The following is a 15,493-nucleotide window of genomic DNA, read 5'->3' on the forward strand; positions in this document are numbered from 1 at the left end:
GAGATCTTCGAAGAGATCAGTCCCATCGAGGACTTCTCGGGGACCATGTCCTTGTCGTTCCGCGACCACCGGTTCGAACCGCCCAAGTACTCAGTGGATGAGTGCAAAGACAAGGACATGACCTTCTCCGCGCCGATGTTCGTGACGGCGGAGTTCATCAACAACACCACCGGTGAGATCAAGAGCCAGACGGTGTTCATGGGCGATTTCCCGCTCATGACCCCGAAGGGGACGTTCGTCGTCAACGGCACCGAGCGTGTCGTGGTCTCCCAGCTCGTGCGCTCTCCGGGCGTGTACTTCGAGCGCAACGTCGACAAGGGCTCGGACAAGGACCTGTACGGGTGCAAGGTGATCCCGTCGCGGGGCGCCTGGCTGGAGTTCGAGATCGACAAGCGCGACAGCGTCGGTGTGCGCGTCGACCGCAAGCGCAAGCAGCCGGTCACCGTGCTGCTCAAGGCGCTCGGCTGGACCAACGACCAGATCCTCGAGCGCTTCGGCCAGTTCGAGTCGATGCGCGCCACCCTGGAGAAGGACCACACGGCCGGCCAGGACGACGCGCTGCTCGACATCTACCGCAAGCTCCGTCCGGGCGAGCCGCCGACCAAGGAGTCGGCGCAGACCCTGCTGGAGAACCTGTACTTCAACCCCAAGCGCTACGACCTCGCCAAGGTGGGCCGATACAAGGTCAACAAGAAGCTCGGGGTGGACTCGGAGATCACCCAGGGCACCCTGACCGAGGACGACGTCGTCGCCACGATCGAGTACATCGTCCGCCTGCACGCGGGCGAGGACTCGATGCCGGGCGTCAACCGCGAGGTCATCGTCGAGGTGGACGACATCGACCACTTCGGCAACCGCCGCCTGCGCAGCGTCGGTGAGCAGATCCAGAACCAGGTCCGCCTGGGCCTGGCCCGCATGGAGCGCGTCGTCCGCGAGCGCATGACCACGCAGGACGTCGAGGCCATCACGCCGCAGACCCTGATCAACATCCGCCCGGTCGTGGCGTCGATCAGGGAGTTCTTCGGCACCTCGCAGCTGTCGCAGTTCATGGACCAGATCAACCCGCTGGCCGGTCTGACGCACAAGCGGCGTATGAACGCGCTGGGCCCCGGTGGTCTGTCGCGCGAGCGCGCCGGCTTCGAGGTCCGTGACGTGCACCCGTCCCACTACGGCCGGATGTGCCCGATCGAGACCCCGGAGGGCCCGAACATCGGCCTGATCGGGTCGCTGGCCTCCTACGCGCGGCTGAACGCCTTCGGCTTCGTGGAGACGCCGTACCGCAAGGTCGTGGACGGGAAGGTGACCGAGCAGATCGACTACCTCACCGCCGACGAGGAGGACCGCTTCGTCAAGGCGCAGGCCAACACGGTGCTCAACGCCGACGGGTCGTTCGCCGAGACGCGCGTCCTGGTCCGCACCAAGGGCGGTGAGACCGAGCTGGCCCGTGCCGAGGAGGTCGACTACATCGACGTGTCGCCGCGCCAGATGGTGTCGGTGGCGACGGCGATGATCCCGTTCCTGGAGCACGACGACGCCAACCGGGCGCTCATGGGCGCGAACATGATGCGCCAGTCGGTGCCGCTGCTCAGGAGCGAGGCGCCGCTGGTCGGCACCGGTATGGAGTACCGGGCGGCCACCGACACGGGCGACATGGTCAGCGCCGAGAAGGCGGGCGTCGTCGAGGAGATCTCCGCCGACTACATCACCGTCATGAACGACGACGGCACACGGACGACGTACCGCGTGGCGAAGTTCAGGCGCTCCAACCAGGGCACGTCGTTCAACCAGCGGCCCATCGTCGCCGAGGGTGACCGGGTCGAGGTCAACCAGGTCATCGCCGACGGTCCCTGCACCGACAACGGCGAGATGGCGCTGGGCAAGAACCTGCTCGTGGCGTTCATGCCGTGGGAAGGGCACAACTACGAAGACGCGATCATCCTGTCCCAGCGGCTGGTGCAGGACGACGTCCTTTCCTCGATCCACATCGAGGAGCACGAGGTCGACGCCCGTGACACCAAGCTGGGCCCGGAGGAGATCACCCGGGACATCCCGAACGTCTCCGAGGAGGTCCTGGCCGACCTCGACGAGCGCGGCATCATCCGCATCGGCGCCGAGGTCGTCCCCGGCGACATCCTGGTCGGCAAGGTCACGCCGAAGGGTGAGACCGAGCTGACGCCGGAGGAGCGGCTGCTGCGCGCGATCTTCGGTGAGAAGGCCCGCGAGGTCCGTGACACCTCCCTGAAGGTGCCGCACGGCGAGGAGGGCAAGGTCATCGGGGTGCGGGTGTTCTCCCGCGAGGAGGGTGACGAGCTGCCGCCGGGGGTCAACGAGCTGGTGCGCGTCTACATGGCGCACAAGCGCAAGATCACCGTAGGCGACAAGCTGGCCGGCCGGCACGGCAACAAGGGCGTCATCTCCAAGATCCTGCCGGTCGAGGACATGCCGTTCCTGGAGGACGGCACTCCGGTCGACATCATCCTCAACCCGCTGGGCGTGCCCGGCCGGATGAACGTCGGCCAGGTGCTGGAGTTCCATCTGGGCTGGATCGCCGCCAGAGGGTATGACATCTCGGGCATCCAGGAGGCCTGGGCCGAGCGGCTGCGCGACCGGGGCCTGGAGAAGATCGAGCCGGGCACCAACATGGCCACCCCGGTCTTCGACGGCGCCCACGAGGAGGAGATCGTCGGCCTGCTCGGCGCCACCGTCCCGAACCGTGACGGTGATCGGCTGGTGCAGGGGAGCGGCAAGGCCCGGCTGTTCGACGGCCGTAGTGGCGAGCCGTTCCCGTATCCCATCGCCGTGGGCTACATCTACATCCTGAAGCTGCTCCACCTGGTCGACGACAAGATCCACGCCCGTTCGACCGGCCCGTACTCCATGATCACCCAGCAGCCGCTCGGCGGTAAGGCCCAGTTCGGTGGCCAGCGCTTCGGTGAGATGGAGGTGTGGGCGCTGGAGGCGTACGGCTCGGCGTACGCGCTGCAGGAGCTGCTGACCATCAAGTCGGACGACGTGCTGGGCCGCGTGAAGGTCTACGAGGCCATCGTCAAGGGCGAGAACATCCCGGAACCGGGCATCCCCGAGTCCTTCAAGGTGCTCATCAAGGAGATGCAGTCGCTCTGTCTCAACGTCGAGGTGCTGTCCAGCGACGGCATGTCGATCGAGATGCGCGACACCGACGAGGACGTCTTCCGCGCCGCGGAGGAGCTCGGTATCGACCTGTCCCGGCGTGAGCCGAGCAGCGTGGAAGAGATCTGACGACGTCACGGCAGGTCGTCCCGCCGGTCCCCGAGACCGGCCGGGACGGCCTGCCCGGCGACGGACGGCCTGCTCTTGACGGGCTCCTATTCGAAGCGCGCGTTGTCGGGCGCGGTCATGCGTCTGAGCAGCGGCAGGGCCGTGAGGATCACCAGGAGGGAGGCGGCCAGGCCGCCGCCGACGGACGCGAAGTAGACCGGTCCGGGCATCGCCAGGGAGGCGCCCCTCATCGCGAGCTGGTCGATGAGCGGTTCGGCCACGCCGAAGCCGGCCCCGGCGGCGAGCACGGCGGCCAGGACGAGCGGCAGCGCCGATTCCAGCAGCACGACCATGGCCAGGGTGCGCGTGGGCGTCCCGGCCAGCCGCAGCAGAGTGAACGGCTGCCTGCGCTCCACCAGGCCGCCGCCGACCGCCACCACGAGGCTGCAGCCGCCGGCGATCAGGGTGAGCGCCACCATGGCCAGCGCGACGCTTTCCGCCCGGGTGTACAGGTCCGCCCTGACCTGGGCTACCTCGGCGAAGGTCATCGGCGCCTGGGCGGTGTAGGCGGCCAGCAGGGTGCGCAGCCGCTCCAGCGTCGCCGTGTCGTCCGTGCGGACCATGACGGCCGTCAGGTCGAGCCCGGTGGCGGAAACGGACTGGCTGGTGGCTCCCGCCAGGGGGAGCAGCTTGTCGATGAAGAGAGGGTTGTCGGCACCGACGAGACGGTCGAAACGGCCCAGCACGGCCTGCGCGCCCGCGGGGCAGCGGCCGAGCACGGGGAAGCGAGCCAGGGACGAGCACTCGACGACGGAGGTCGCGGGCGGCGCGTCGTGAGGGGGCGGGCCGAGGCTCTCCAGGTCCGCCCTGGCGTAGATGGGCAGGACGACCACGCCGGGATGGGCGCGTAGCCGGGCGAGCAGGTCCGCCGCCGCCCGCGGTGGCAGGCCGTCCATGCCGGGCCGGGAGAACGTGGCGCCCAGCACGCCGTTGAGCGTGCCGCCGGCCACGGCCTGCTGGCCCGTGACCACCGCGGGTACGAGCGCCGCGATCGTCGTCCCGATGAACACCGCCAGCACCAGCCCGCTCACCGACCTGAAGGCCCCCTTCGGGTCGGCGGCCAGGCGCTGGGCGGCCAGCAGCGTCGCCGCGCCGCGGGTCAGCCGGGCGGCCAGGCGCGCGGCCAGCATCGTCAGCCATGGCCCGGCCAGCACGAGGCCGATCATGACGAGGGCGATCCCGGCGCCGGTGGGCAGGGCGTGCAGCTTGCCGCCCTGGAACGCCGGGCCCGCGAACAGCCCCAGCCCGGCCAGGAGCGGGATCATCCGCCAGGCCCTCGGCGACGGCGGGGCGGCCTTCCTGACCACGCCGAGCGGTGAGATCCGCACCCGGCGCAGCGACCACAGCGCGGCGCCGGCCGCACCGAGCGGCACGCAGGCGAGCACGGCCGCGTACTGCCAGGGGGCCGGGACGGCCAGCTCGGGGAAGAAGCGCGACCCGGTGACCCGCACCGCGGCCACCGCCGGCCGTACGAGCTGGAAGAGCACGACGCCGGCCAGCGCGCCGAGCAGCGCGCCCAGCGCGGCGTCCACCGCGGCGAGCGTGTTGATCTGCCGGGAGGTGGCGCCGGCCAGCCTGATCGCGGCGAAGCGCGTCTCGCGGCGGGCGGCGGCCAGGCGGGTGGCGGTGCCCACGAGCACCAGCAGCGGGACGATCAGCCCGACGGCGGCGATGCCGAACCCGACCTGATAGGCCTCCGTGTTGCCGTCCACCGCGGGCTCGGTGGCGACCGTGTCCACCTGCCGGGTGCCGACCACGGCGGCGACCTGCTGCGGCGTCCGCCCCACCACGACGACGAGCTCGTCGGGCCCCGACAGCGCGGCCTGGCCGATCAGGCCCGCCCGCGTTCCCGGGAAGCGGTCGGCGAGCTCCTCCCGTGGCGCGGAGTCCAGCAGCCCGGCCAGGGCGGGCGAGGCGTAGTACTGGCCGGGGGCGGGCATGCGGGACAGCCCGGGGATGACCGGTGCCCGGCCGCCGAGCGCCGCCGCGTCCAGCCTCCTGATCCGCCGGCCGGCGTAGTAGTCCTCGCGCAGGTTCCACAGCGCGCCGCCGGCGGTGGCGTCCAGGGCTCGGCCGCTGGGCGCCGTGCCCTGCGTGCACTCCCAGCAGGGGCGGTCGTTGGTGGCCTGAAAGGCGTTGAAGAGCGACAGCGTGGCCAGCAGCACCGCGACGCCGACCGCGACTCCGGCCGCGATCAGCGACAGCCGGGCCGCCGTCTCCCTGCCGCTGCTCAGCGACAACCGCAGTCCCAGCAGGATCATCGGACGATCCCGCTCGCGTACGGGTCGGTCACCTTGCCGTCGCGCACGACGACCTCCCGGTCGGCGCAGGCGGCGACCCGGGCGTCGTGCGTCACCACGATCACGGTGGCGCCTTCCTCGCGGGCCAGGCCCACCAGCAGCTCCATCACGTGCTCGCCGGTGAGTGAGTCGAGCGCGCCGGTCGGCTCGTCGGCGAAGATCACCCGCGGGCGGGTCACCAGCGCTCTGGCGATCGCCACGCGCTGTGCCTGCCCGCCCGACAGCTCCCCGGTACGCCGGCCGCCCAGCTCCAGCCGCTCCAGCCAGGAGGCGGCCAGGGCGTAGGCGGCCCTGCGTCTGGTCCGGCCGAGCAGGAGCGGCAGCGCCACGTTGTCGGCCACGGTCAGCTCGGGCACGAGCTGACCGAACTGGAAGACGAAGCCGAAGGCGGTGCGCCGCAGCTCGCTGCGGCGGCCGTCGTCCAGCGTGTCGAGCCGCCGCCCGTCGAACCACACCTCGCCGCTGTCCGGGGTGAAGATCCCGGCCAGGCAGTGCAGGAGCGTCGACTTGCCGGAGCCGCTGGGACCCATGATGGCCAGGGTCTCGCCCGCGGTCACCGACAGGCTGGCCTCCCGCAGCGCGGGCGTGTTGCCGTAGGAGCGGCTGATCCCCTCGGCGCGCAGGAGCGCGTTGACGATCATCAGCGGCGCACCGTCTCCGCCAGGGCCCCCAACCGGGCCTGCGTGACGTCGATCCACCGCAGGTCGGCTTCCAGGCGGAACAGGGCATGGTCGGCGAGGAGCATGTCGACCAGCGCGGCGTCGCGCTTCAGCTCGGTCAGCTCCCGCATCCGCCGCAGATGCGTCGCGCGCTGGGTGTCCAGGTAGCCCGCCGCGTCGCGGCCCAGCATCAGTGCCAGCACGACCTTCGTGAACAACACCGTCTGCAGGTACGGCTCCGCCGCGACCGGCTCGGCCAGCCACGCCTCGACCTCGTCCTTGCCGATCGGGGTGATGACGTACTGCTTGCGGTCCGGGCCGTCGCCCGGCTCGTTCTGCCCGGCGGTGACCTTGCCGTCCCTGGCCAGGCGGGCGAGCGTGGAGTAGACCTGCCCGAAGGGCAGGGGCTTGCCCCTGCCGAAGTAGGTGTCGTAGTCGCGCTTCAGGTCGTAACCGTGGCTCGGCTCCCGCTCCAGGAGTCCGAGCAGCGCAAGAGGGACGCTCATGGAACGAATATACTCTGAGTGTATATCCGCCAGTGATACGCGCCTGCTCCCGTTCCGGGCGGCGACAGCTCTCGTACGGAATCGGTCGCCGGCGGAGCTCTCGCGAGGCTCCGCCGGCGACCGATCACCTCATGCCGGCCGGGCCGGTCAGCCGCAGTGCTCGAAGCCGCTCGTGTACGTGCTGCTGCCGATCGAGCCGCCCCACTTGACGCACTGCCCCGACGCGGAGCGCTTCACGGGACCCGCGTAGTACTGGTAGCTGCCGGAGTCGGTGGTCCTGCTCGACCCCTGCGGCTCCAGGAACGCCGACATCGACGTCGACGAGCTGAGGTTCGTCGTCTTCAGCGTCGCGACGCAGTTGTAGCCGTTGCCCGAGTTGTAGAGCAGGTACACGCGGCCACCGGTGAGCGCCGCCGAGTCGATGACCGAGTAACCGCTGCCGCAGACCTCCTCGGGGGTGTACGGGTTGCCGCTGCCGCCGCAGGAGTTGGTGCTGGTGATGGCCTTCTTCTGGCCCAGGGACACGGTCACGCCCTCGACGGTCGGGCTGGTGTCCATCGCGCCGCCGGAGGTCCGCTGCTCGTAGTGCAGGTGCGGGGCGTTGGAGCCGCCGGTCGAGCCGACCGTGCCGATCACGGTGCCCTGGCTGACGCTCATCGAGCTGCCGGCCGACTTCACCATGCTCGCGAGGTGGGCGTAGCGGGTCCTGGTGCCGTCACTGTGACGGATCTCCACCCACTGGCCGTAACTCGTGCTTCCGGCGTTGTAGAAGTAGGCGGTGCCGGCGGCGGTGGCACGCACCGTCTCGCCGTTGATGTCGTCGCTGCCGTAGTCCTGCCAGTCGATGGAGCCGGAAGGGTTGTGCGCGGGGGTCCCGGTCCAGTTGTTGGCGTAGAAGGTCTTCCCGCAGTTGAACGGGCTCTTGTGGGAGACGGCCAGGGCGCTGCTGCTCTGCGCTGACGCGGCCTGGGGAAGCAGGACGGCCGTGAGGCCGACGAGCAGGAGGGGGATGGCGGATATGAGGGTCTTGGGCCATGCCGGCCTGGGGGGTGTGGGCATGCTCACCTCTCTGAACAGGTGCTTCGTATGGGGGGATACGGTTGGGCGCCCAGAAGGTCGATCAAGAAGCTACCGTTGAAAGTTCTCTTCATCAATCTTTGTCGAAATGAAATTTTGCGGCTTTTATCGCCGGTTGCCGGGCCGGGCCGGCCGTCGGCGCCGAGCGATCATGAGCCGATGAACAAGTATGCCGTCAGGCACGCCAAAAATCATGGATCTGGTCATGCCTTATTCGGACAGACGTTTCTGTACGGCAGGCCCTCGAAATGCTGCTCCCACTCGGCCCTGGTGAGCGTGCGTCCGGCGCGTGCGCAGGTGGCCGCCGCCATCCGCCCCGGGTCCACGGTGATCTCGAAGATCCGGCCGGCGGCATCGGCCACATACAGGCTCGACCCGGCGAACGCCAGCGACGTGATGTCCGCTCCCCGAAGCAGGAACGCGCCCCCCATCCGCCTGCGCGCCGCCACGTCCCACACCTGCACGGTGCCGCCGTCCCCGGCGGCGGCCAGGAGGCGGCCCGCGGCGTCGAAGACCATCCGGACAAGCCCGGCCTCCCGGTCGCCGCGGAGGAGAGTCCGCTGGAGACGGCCGTCACGCCAGAGCTGGACACGGCCGTAGGGGATGTCGGCGGCGATCGTGCCATCGTGGCTCATCGTCCGGGCGCGCATCGCCACAGGTGTTCTCCTGCCGGTTCCCAGGTCGATGGTCTCGCCGTCGGCGGTGAACAGGCGCCTGCCGTCCGCCGAGAACACCGCGTTGTCCGTCAGGCTGGCGGAGGTCATGATCTTCGCACCCGTGCGGGCGTCGACCACGAGCAGCTCGCCCGAGGCCGGCATGCCGGGGACCTGGTCGCCGTAGGGGGTCTGGCCGATGGCGACGCGTGTGCCGTCCGGGCTGAACGTCACCGCACCGGGGCTCAGGTCGAGGTTGAGCGGCACGTTCCACAGTCGCCTGCCGGTGGCTACGTCCCATCCCTGGAGGGTCCGGCCGCCGGTCACCAGGGTCCTGCCCGCCGGGTCGAAGGCGGCCGACGTGTCGCGCGTCCCGAGCCGAGCCACCAGCCTGTGGGCGCGTACGTCCCAGAGCGTGACCGGCCGGTCCTCGTCCAGGACGGCGGCGACGCGGCCGTCCGGGCTCAGCACCGTGTCCGTGCCGCGCTCTCCGACGGAGGACACCGGCTCCACGGGACGCAGGTCGAGTGCCAGGAGGCCGTCTTCGGCGAGCACCCACAGCGTGTGCCCGTCCTTGTCGGCGCGCACATCCACCACGTCGCTGTCGGCCTTGTACTCCAGCACCTGCCGCTGGTCGGTCACCCGCCAGGCGAGCACCGTCCTGCCGGTGAAACCCGCCACATGGCTGCCGTCGGGGCTGAAACGCAGCGCCGGCCGCGCCGTGACCGGCTGCCACTCTCCCTCCGCCCGCCGCTTCCCGTTCGCCACGTCGTACAGGCGAAGACCGCCCTCCTTGTCGGCGCAGGCCCGCGTCGTGCCGTCCGGGCTGACCGCGCAGTCTTGTGCCGCCTGCTCGGAGCGCCGGTTCCGTACGACGTCCCAGAGGTGGACGGTCTTCCGCGCACTGAAGGAGTACGCCAGGGTCGACTCCTGCTCGGTGAAGGAGAACGTGCCGATCCCGAGGTACAGCTCGGGGTCACGCATCTCCCGGATTCTGCGCCCCGTCCGGGTGTCCCACACGGTCATGCTCTGGTTGGTGACCACCGCCAGCAACCTGCCGGTACGGTTCAGCGACGCGCTGTGGATCGTCACCAGCCGGAACTCCTGGGACGCCCAGCCGCCGATCCGCCTTCCGTCACGCGGGTCGAGCAGGCGCACCCCGGACGGCCCGACCAGGGCCACGGCGCGGCCGCCTCCTCCGATCGCCCACGTCTCCTGAGGATCGGCCCAGGAGTCGTCGAACACGGCGACTTCCCGCTGCCACCTGGCCAGCGCCAGGCTGCCGCGCGTGTCGACGTCGTCGTGCAGCCGCCAGGCCGCCACGCTGAGCAGCATCGCCGCCACGGGGTCGGCGGCCCGCATGCCGTTCGCCTCCAGCGCCACCCGCCGGGCCGTGGCCTCGTCACGTTGCCGCGCCGTCTCCTGGCCCCGCTGTACGGCCAGGCCGCCCGCCACCAGCGCCACCACGAGCAGCCCCGCCAGCGCCGCGATGGTGAGCGTCCTGCGGCGTCCGCGCCTCCTCGTCAGCTCGGTGCCCGCCCGCAGGTAGTCACGCTCGAGCGGGGTCAGCGTCACGTGGCGGCGGCCGGTCGCCGCCCAGGTGAGCGCCTGCTCCAGTTGCGTGCCCTGCGGCAGGTCAGCGTCCTTCCTGCCGTGCGCGTCCCACCGCCTCGCCGCCGTGTTGATCTTCGTCAGTACGGCCAGCCCGGCGCGCTCCGCGTCTACCCAGAGCCGCAGCCTCGGCCAGGCCCGCAGGAGCGCCGGCCGCGACAGCGCCACGGCCCCGTCCCGCTCGGCCACCACGTAGGAGAAGACGCGCAGAATCCGCGCGACGGCCGCCGCCTCCTGCTCCGTACGCCCGTCGAACAGCTCGCCGAGCGCCGCACACCGGCCGGTCTCCTGCCCGTCCTCCGTCACCGAGACGAGCCGGAGGAACACCGCGGCGGCGAGCTCGCGCTCCTCCGGTCCGAGCGTGCCGTAGGCGTCCTCGGCCAGCGTGCCCAGCGCGGGGTCTGCCTCGTGCGTCACGTGCAGGCCGCCGGCGGCGCGGCCGCCCTGCCGCAGGAGCCCGCGCGTGTCGGAGCCGTCGCCGCTGACCAGGGCGAGCAGCAGGTCGCGTGCGGCGGGCCTGGCCGCGGGGTCCTTGTCCAGCGCCGCCTCGACCAGCGGGCGCAGCCGCGGCGGCATCGCCCTGAGGTCGGGATGTGAGGAGAGCACGCGGTGCAGGACGCTGCCCAGGTTGTCGGCCCTGAACGGATCCTGCCCCGTGGCCGCGAACACCATGATCGCGCCCCATGCGAACACGTCGCCGGCCATGCCCGCCCGTTGCCCGGTGAAGACCTCGGGCGGCATGTACGTGGGCGTCCCCGCCACCCCGCCGGTCGTCGACATGTCGATCAGGCTGGCGACGCCGAAGTCGATGACCCGCGGCCCGTCGGGGCCGAGCAGCACGTTGTCCGGTTTCAGGTCACGGTGCACCACGCCCGCCTCGTGGATGGCGGTCAGCGCGGTGACGATCGCGGTGGCCAGCCGGTCCAGGTCGTCGCCCGCGAAGATCTTCCCCGCCGAGCGCAGGCTGGGCCCGGGGACGTACTCGGAGACGATGTACGGCTTGTCGCCGGTCAGCTCGACGTCCAGCACGCGGGCCGTGCAGAATGACGCGACGCGCCGGGCCGCGGTCGCCTCGCGTTCCAGCCGGTCCCGGTCGGCCGCGTGCAGCACCTTGAGCGCGACCCGCCTGCCGTCGTCATGGTAGGCGTCGTAGACCACGCCCTGGCCACCGGCGCCCAGCCGTCCGGCCAGCCAGTAGTCGCCGATCCGCTGCGGGTCCGAGCCGGTCAAGGGCTTCACGGACGGGTTAGACGCATCGCTTTCCGCCGAAGTTGCGCGTTCCGCCCGCTGCCGCTTCTACCGTGCGATCAGTCACCGACGAAGTACAGGTCGGCCGCGGGATCCGCCGCGGCCAGTTGAGCCGATCCCGCCAGATGGTCGTGGCGGGAGACGCTCACCTCACTCTTTCGTGCGTCGAGTATCGCTGCCGCAGGCGGCGGATCCCTGGTATGGGTGGAACATGATCTACTCGCGTCGGGCAGTCCAACTCGCCGTGCTCACCCTCGTGGCCCTGCCGATCGCCGCCGTCATCGCCACCCCGCCGGCGGCGGCCGCCCCGCGTAAGCGATCGCAGGCCGAGGCCGGTGCGCTGGCCCGCGGCATGCTGGCCGACCTGAGGGTGGCCCGGCCGTTATCCATCCGCGGCTACAGCCACCGGCGGTTCCAGCCGCGCTGGGCCCACCACAAGGGCAGGTGCGACGTGCGCGAGGTGGTCCTGGCACGCGACGGGCGCCGGGTGCGCAAGAACGCGGCCTGCCACCCGGTCAAGGGCATCTGGTACAGCCCGTACGACGGGAAGCGGCTGAAGAGCGAGCGGCAGGTCGACGTCGACCACGTCGTGCCGCTCGCGTACGCCTGGCGCTCCGGGGCCCGCAGGTGGAGCGAGGCGCGGCGGCGGGCCTTCGCGAACGACCTCACCCGGCCGGAGCTCGTCACGGTCAGCCACTCCGCCAACATCGCCAAGGGCGGGCAGGGGCCGCAGAGCTGGCGGCCGCCGCGCCGTGCCTACTGGTGCCGCTACGCGACCTCGTGGATCACCGTGAAGCACCACTACCGGCTGTTCGTGACCCGGAGCGAGAAGGTGGCCCTGCTCAACATGCTCCGCACCTGCCGCTGACACCGGGAACCGGGCCCGGTCAGGCGGGCTCTGATCGGGTCCGGGCTCGGGTCCGGGCTCGGGCTCGGTGAGGTGGTAGCCCGCCTCCTGAAAACGGGTGGCTTCCGGTGGTCCGTTCCTGGGACAGTTGATCTCGCCGAAGCCTGCATAGCTCAGTCGGCGAGAGCGCCGCACTCATAATGCGGAGGTCCCAGGTTCGAGTCCTGGTGCAGGTACTCAGGTCGCCCCGTCGCGAACCGCGCTCAGCGTCGTCGTCCATGAGCTGGCAAGATCACCAGATGCTGCGCTTGATCACGACACTTCTGGCCGTGGTGCTGCTCCTCAGCGGAGGGCAGTTCCTGATCGGACGTCCCGCGTTCGAAGATCACGCCGCGCAAGCCGTCTGGACCTGGCGCATCAGCGGTGCGGCGGAGATCTGGCGCAATGGTTTCGTCCCGGTCGACGACCTGAGCGCGATACCTCCGGACGTGCTCAAGAAGATCCAGCACGATGAGGAGTACGGCTGGGTCGTGGACGGCCCGCTTCCCGCCGGGCCGGCCGAGGCACAGGTCCGCTGGGACGACGGATCCTCGATGCGGGTCCCCGTGATCGAGCCGCGGAAGGCGCTGATGGCCCTGTCTCCCTGGTCCGAGGAAGACACTTTCCCCGACGACGAGGCATACCACCTGACCGGAGCCGCCTACACCACGATGCGGCTCAACACCGTCCGGGGGATTGCCACCGTGCCTGCATGGCGACTGTACTTCTCGGACCTGCCTGGCCCGATCGACCAGGTCGCGGTCGATCGGAACGCGATCGACACCCTCAAAGAGGCCATCGGCAGACACATGTCCGGCGACCAGCATGTCAACGACTTCGAGGTGCTGGACGAGCGCACGCTGCTGGTGGACTACGACTACGGCTCCTGCACCGGCAGGCCGCTCGACGTCAGCCTGCGTATCAGCGAGAAGCCGGACGTGGTGGTCCTGGGGCTCGACGTCCCCGATCAGGGCGACGGCTTTTGCGCGGGCACCGGCAGGTCCGGCCAGGACGTCATCCGGCTCGATGAGCCGCTGGGCGAACGCGTGGTGCTGGATGCGACAAGCAGGCTCCCCGTTCTGTGCAGCCGCGCGCCGGACGCCTGCGGTGACAGGAACGCCTGACACCGCCCTTGTCCACCCGACAGCCGGCAGGGCATCTCTCACTCGACTTTGATGCCGTCCGTTTAAGGTGCACTGCCCGCCTTTATATGAGAGTGCGGGAATTTGCGCATATGCACTGGGGTCGCCGGCACCGGCAACTCCATGCTTCAACGGCTGTCTTTGGTGTTACGTTGACCACATCAAATGGTGGTCATGGGGAGCGGTGCCGATGACGTCACGGGCTTGGCTGGTCCGACTCGGCGAGGACGGACAACGGGAGAACGTCGCCCTGGACAAGGGACTGGCGATTCTGGGCTGGTCGAGACTCGGCGATCTCAGCGCCTGCGAGAGCCGGACGGACATCGCAGCGACGGTAGGGGAGAACTACCCCCACGAGGGGAAAGCAACTCTGTCGAACTGGACGGGGCAGTTGTGGCGGTTCCTTCGGGAAATTCGCGAAGGTGATCTCATCGTGTGCCCATTGAAGACACGGCCGGCCGTTGCGGTGGGACGATTCGCCGGGCCATATCGCTACGAGAGCGACGCCGAGTACGGTTTCCGCCAGGTACGACCGGTGGAATGGCTGCGTACGGACATTTCCCGGAGCGCGATCGAACAAGATCTACGCAATAGCATGAGCTCCCTGCTGACGGTCTGCGCTCTCAGCCGCTTCGGCGCCCCGCGACGCATCGCCCATCTTGCCGAGAAGGGCATCGACCCCGGTCCCACCCCGGACGAGATGGCCATGCTCGAAGGCTTCGCCACCCCTCACGAGCTTCTCGACGGAGTCATCGCCAACAGCACGGGCGAACCGATCCGGCTGACCATTCGCGAGTTCCTCAAGCGCTGGGGAGTCACCCGCCGCACCTCGGCATCGGTGGCCCGCATCGAGGCGGATCTCGTCGCCAAGGGGGTGACGACGCGGCCGTCCTTCACCGAGGGCTGGTTCGACAACGTCATCGAGCTTCTCCCCGTGGGCGAAGAGCCCGACAGCATCAAGGAGGTTCCCGGCCAGTCGTTGCAACCCGACGTCGAGGACGCCTCGGACCTTCCCGCGATCACCCTGCAGGTCGGCGTCCTGGAGTCCGCGAACAAGGGCGTGGCCTCCGTCCGCCTGGAGGACGAGCTCAAGATCGCCCATACCAAGATGCTGAGCGGCAAGTACTCACAGCTTGCCGTGATCGACGAGAACGGCACCCTGCGCGGAGCTCTGAGCTGGGAGTCCATCGGCAAAGCGTCCATGCGGGGCCAGAAACTCCGCACCGTCTCCGACGCGGTGGACCGGACCGCCGGCCTGGTGGACCATCACGAACACCTGCTGAGCCAGGTGAGCGAGATCTACAACAAGGGCTTCGTCTTCGTCTGCGACTCCGACAAGAAGGTGACCGGCATCATCACCGCGGCTGACCTGACGCAGCAGTTCGGTCATCTGGCCCGGCCCTTCGTCCTGGTGGAGGAGGCAGAGCGACGACTGAGGAGGCGAGCGGACGAGGTCTTCACCGTCGACGAACTCCGGCAGGCCGCGCCCGGGAACCTGGCCGCCCGGGTCAGCTCGGCGAACGACCTGATGCTGGGAGCCTACAAGCATCTGCTCGCCTCGTCCGCGCACTGGAGTCGGCTGGAATGGCCGCTCGATCACGCGCTCTTCCTCGAGCTGCTGGAACTCATTCGTGCGGTCCGCAACGAGCTGATGCACTTCGCTCCCGACCCATTGGACGAGGAGACTCTCACGCGAGTGGAGGGCTTCATCGAGATGCTGCGCATCGTAGATCCACGGCCTTAGACATTCGCTGAACGAACGATCTTGACGCGGGACGAGCCGCAGCAATCGTCGCAGCGTCGAGGAAGAGCCCCAACAACCCCGTCATGACCACGCTTGAACGCACCCTCGCCAAAGCCCTCACGGAGATCGTCATCAGGCTTGATCTCAGCGAAGACGACGCCATCGCCGAGGCCTCGATGCAGTTGCTGGAGCCGGTGATCGCCCTCCTGCAGGACCGGCGAGCTCTCGCCGAGCTGATCAACCAGTTCGCGCAGGAGGAAGCCGACCCAGAGCGGCATCTGACGGCCTGGGAAACGCCCGAAACTCTGTGTCTCCTGGTCTGATCGATGATCTGCGGCGCCCGTTGTGTCCGCAGCGGTCCCCGGTCTTG

Annotated in this window: 10 protein-coding genes and 1 tRNA gene; 6 read left to right on the forward strand and 5 right to left on the reverse strand. The window is 69.7% G+C overall.

The window, feature by feature from the left end; all coding sequences use genetic code 11:
• Nucleotides 1-3,258, forward strand: a 3,258-nt coding sequence (gene rpoB / locus ACIBG4_RS25840; RefSeq protein WP_397204004.1) for a DNA-directed RNA polymerase subunit beta, incomplete at its 5' end; no start/stop codon positions are given.
• A gap of 86 nt (nt 3,259-3,344) precedes the next feature.
• Here the strand turns inward: rpoB and ACIBG4_RS25845 are convergent.
• From ACIBG4_RS25845 to ACIBG4_RS25865, 5 genes are all read right to left on the reverse strand, one after another.
• The gene (locus ACIBG4_RS25845) at nt 3,345-5,558 is read right to left on the reverse strand and encodes an FtsX-like permease family protein (protein WP_397204005.1); all 2,214 of its coding nucleotides are present in this window, start codon (nt 5,556-5,558) and stop codon (nt 3,345-3,347) included.
• A complete protein-coding gene (locus ACIBG4_RS25850) occupies nt 5,555-6,238 on the reverse strand; it encodes an ABC transporter ATP-binding protein (RefSeq protein WP_397204006.1) in 684 nt (227 codons plus the stop codon). The genes ACIBG4_RS25845 and ACIBG4_RS25850 overlap by 4 nt, the downstream gene beginning before the upstream one ends.
• Nucleotides 6,238-6,762, reverse strand: a complete 525-nt coding sequence (locus ACIBG4_RS25855; protein WP_310707678.1) for a PadR family transcriptional regulator — start codon at nt 6,760-6,762, stop codon at nt 6,238-6,240. Before ACIBG4_RS25855 ends, ACIBG4_RS25850 begins: the two co-directional genes overlap by 1 nt.
• A gap of 147 nt (nt 6,763-6,909) precedes the next feature.
• Complete coding sequence (locus ACIBG4_RS25860) at nt 6,910-7,821, reverse strand: M23 family metallopeptidase (RefSeq protein WP_397204007.1); 912 nt, start codon at nt 7,819-7,821, stop codon at nt 6,910-6,912.
• Nucleotides 7,822-8,042: 221 nt separating this feature from the next.
• Nucleotides 8,043-11,342 carry a protein kinase gene (locus ACIBG4_RS25865; RefSeq protein ID WP_397204008.1) on the reverse strand — a complete coding sequence of 1,100 codons (3,300 nt, stop codon included), beginning with the start codon at nt 11,340-11,342 and terminating at the stop codon, nt 8,043-8,045.
• 220 nt (nt 11,343-11,562) lie between these two features.
• Here ACIBG4_RS25865 and ACIBG4_RS25870 point away from each other — a divergent pair, with 220 nt between their 5' ends.
• From ACIBG4_RS25870 to ACIBG4_RS25890, 5 genes are all read left to right on the forward strand, one after another.
• Nucleotides 11,563-12,219 carry an HNH endonuclease family protein gene (locus ACIBG4_RS25870; protein WP_397204009.1) on the forward strand — a complete coding sequence of 219 codons (657 nt, stop codon included), beginning with the start codon at nt 11,563-11,565 and terminating at the stop codon, nt 12,217-12,219.
• A 141-nt stretch (nt 12,220-12,360) separates the two neighbouring features.
• Nucleotides 12,361-12,434, forward strand: a tRNA-Met gene (locus ACIBG4_RS25875).
• Nucleotides 12,435-12,497: 63 nt separating this feature from the next.
• Nucleotides 12,498-13,361, forward strand: coding sequence for a hypothetical protein (locus ACIBG4_RS25880; protein WP_397204011.1), 864 nt, complete (start codon nt 12,498-12,500; stop codon nt 13,359-13,361).
• 208 nt (nt 13,362-13,569) lie between these two features.
• The gene (locus tag ACIBG4_RS25885) at nt 13,570-15,123 is read left to right on the forward strand and encodes a hypothetical protein (protein WP_397204012.1); all 1,554 of its coding nucleotides are present in this window, start codon (nt 13,570-13,572) and stop codon (nt 15,121-15,123) included.
• Nucleotides 15,124-15,206: 83 nt separating this feature from the next.
• A complete protein-coding gene (locus ACIBG4_RS25890) occupies nt 15,207-15,446 on the forward strand; it encodes a hypothetical protein (RefSeq protein WP_397204013.1) in 240 nt (79 codons plus the stop codon).
• Nucleotides 15,447-15,493: the final 47 nt, after the last annotated feature.

Source organism: Nonomuraea sp. NPDC050383 (assembly GCF_044459125.1).
In the GTDB taxonomy this organism is placed as follows: Bacteria; Actinomycetota; Actinomycetes; order Streptosporangiales; family Streptosporangiaceae; genus Nonomuraea.

What these genes read in the sequence shown, in the direction of transcription:
- ACIBG4_RS25855 (WP_310707678.1), bottom strand. Translation starts at nt 6,762, where the DNA reads ATGAGCGTCCCTCTTGCGCTGCTCGGACTCCTGGAGCGGGAGCCGAGC.
- ACIBG4_RS25850 (WP_397204006.1), bottom strand. Translation starts at nt 6,238, where the DNA reads ATGATCGTCAACGCGCTCCTGCGCGCCGAGGGGATCAGCCGCTCCTAC.
- ACIBG4_RS25870 (WP_397204009.1), top strand. Translation starts at nt 11,563, where the DNA reads ATGATCTACTCGCGTCGGGCAGTCCAACTCGCCGTGCTCACCCTCGTG.
- ACIBG4_RS25885 (WP_397204012.1), top strand. Translation starts at nt 13,570, where the DNA reads ATGACGTCACGGGCTTGGCTGGTCCGACTCGGCGAGGACGGACAACGG.
- ACIBG4_RS25890 (WP_397204013.1), top strand. Translation starts at nt 15,207, where the DNA reads ATGACCACGCTTGAACGCACCCTCGCCAAAGCCCTCACGGAGATCGTC.
- ACIBG4_RS25880 (WP_397204011.1), top strand. Translation starts at nt 12,498, where the DNA reads ATGCTGCGCTTGATCACGACACTTCTGGCCGTGGTGCTGCTCCTCAGC.
- ACIBG4_RS25845 (WP_397204005.1), bottom strand. Translation starts at nt 5,558, where the DNA reads ATGATCCTGCTGGGACTGCGGTTGTCGCTGAGCAGCGGCAGGGAGACG.
- ACIBG4_RS25860 (WP_397204007.1), bottom strand. Translation starts at nt 7,821, where the DNA reads ATGCCCACACCCCCCAGGCCGGCATGGCCCAAGACCCTCATATCCGCC.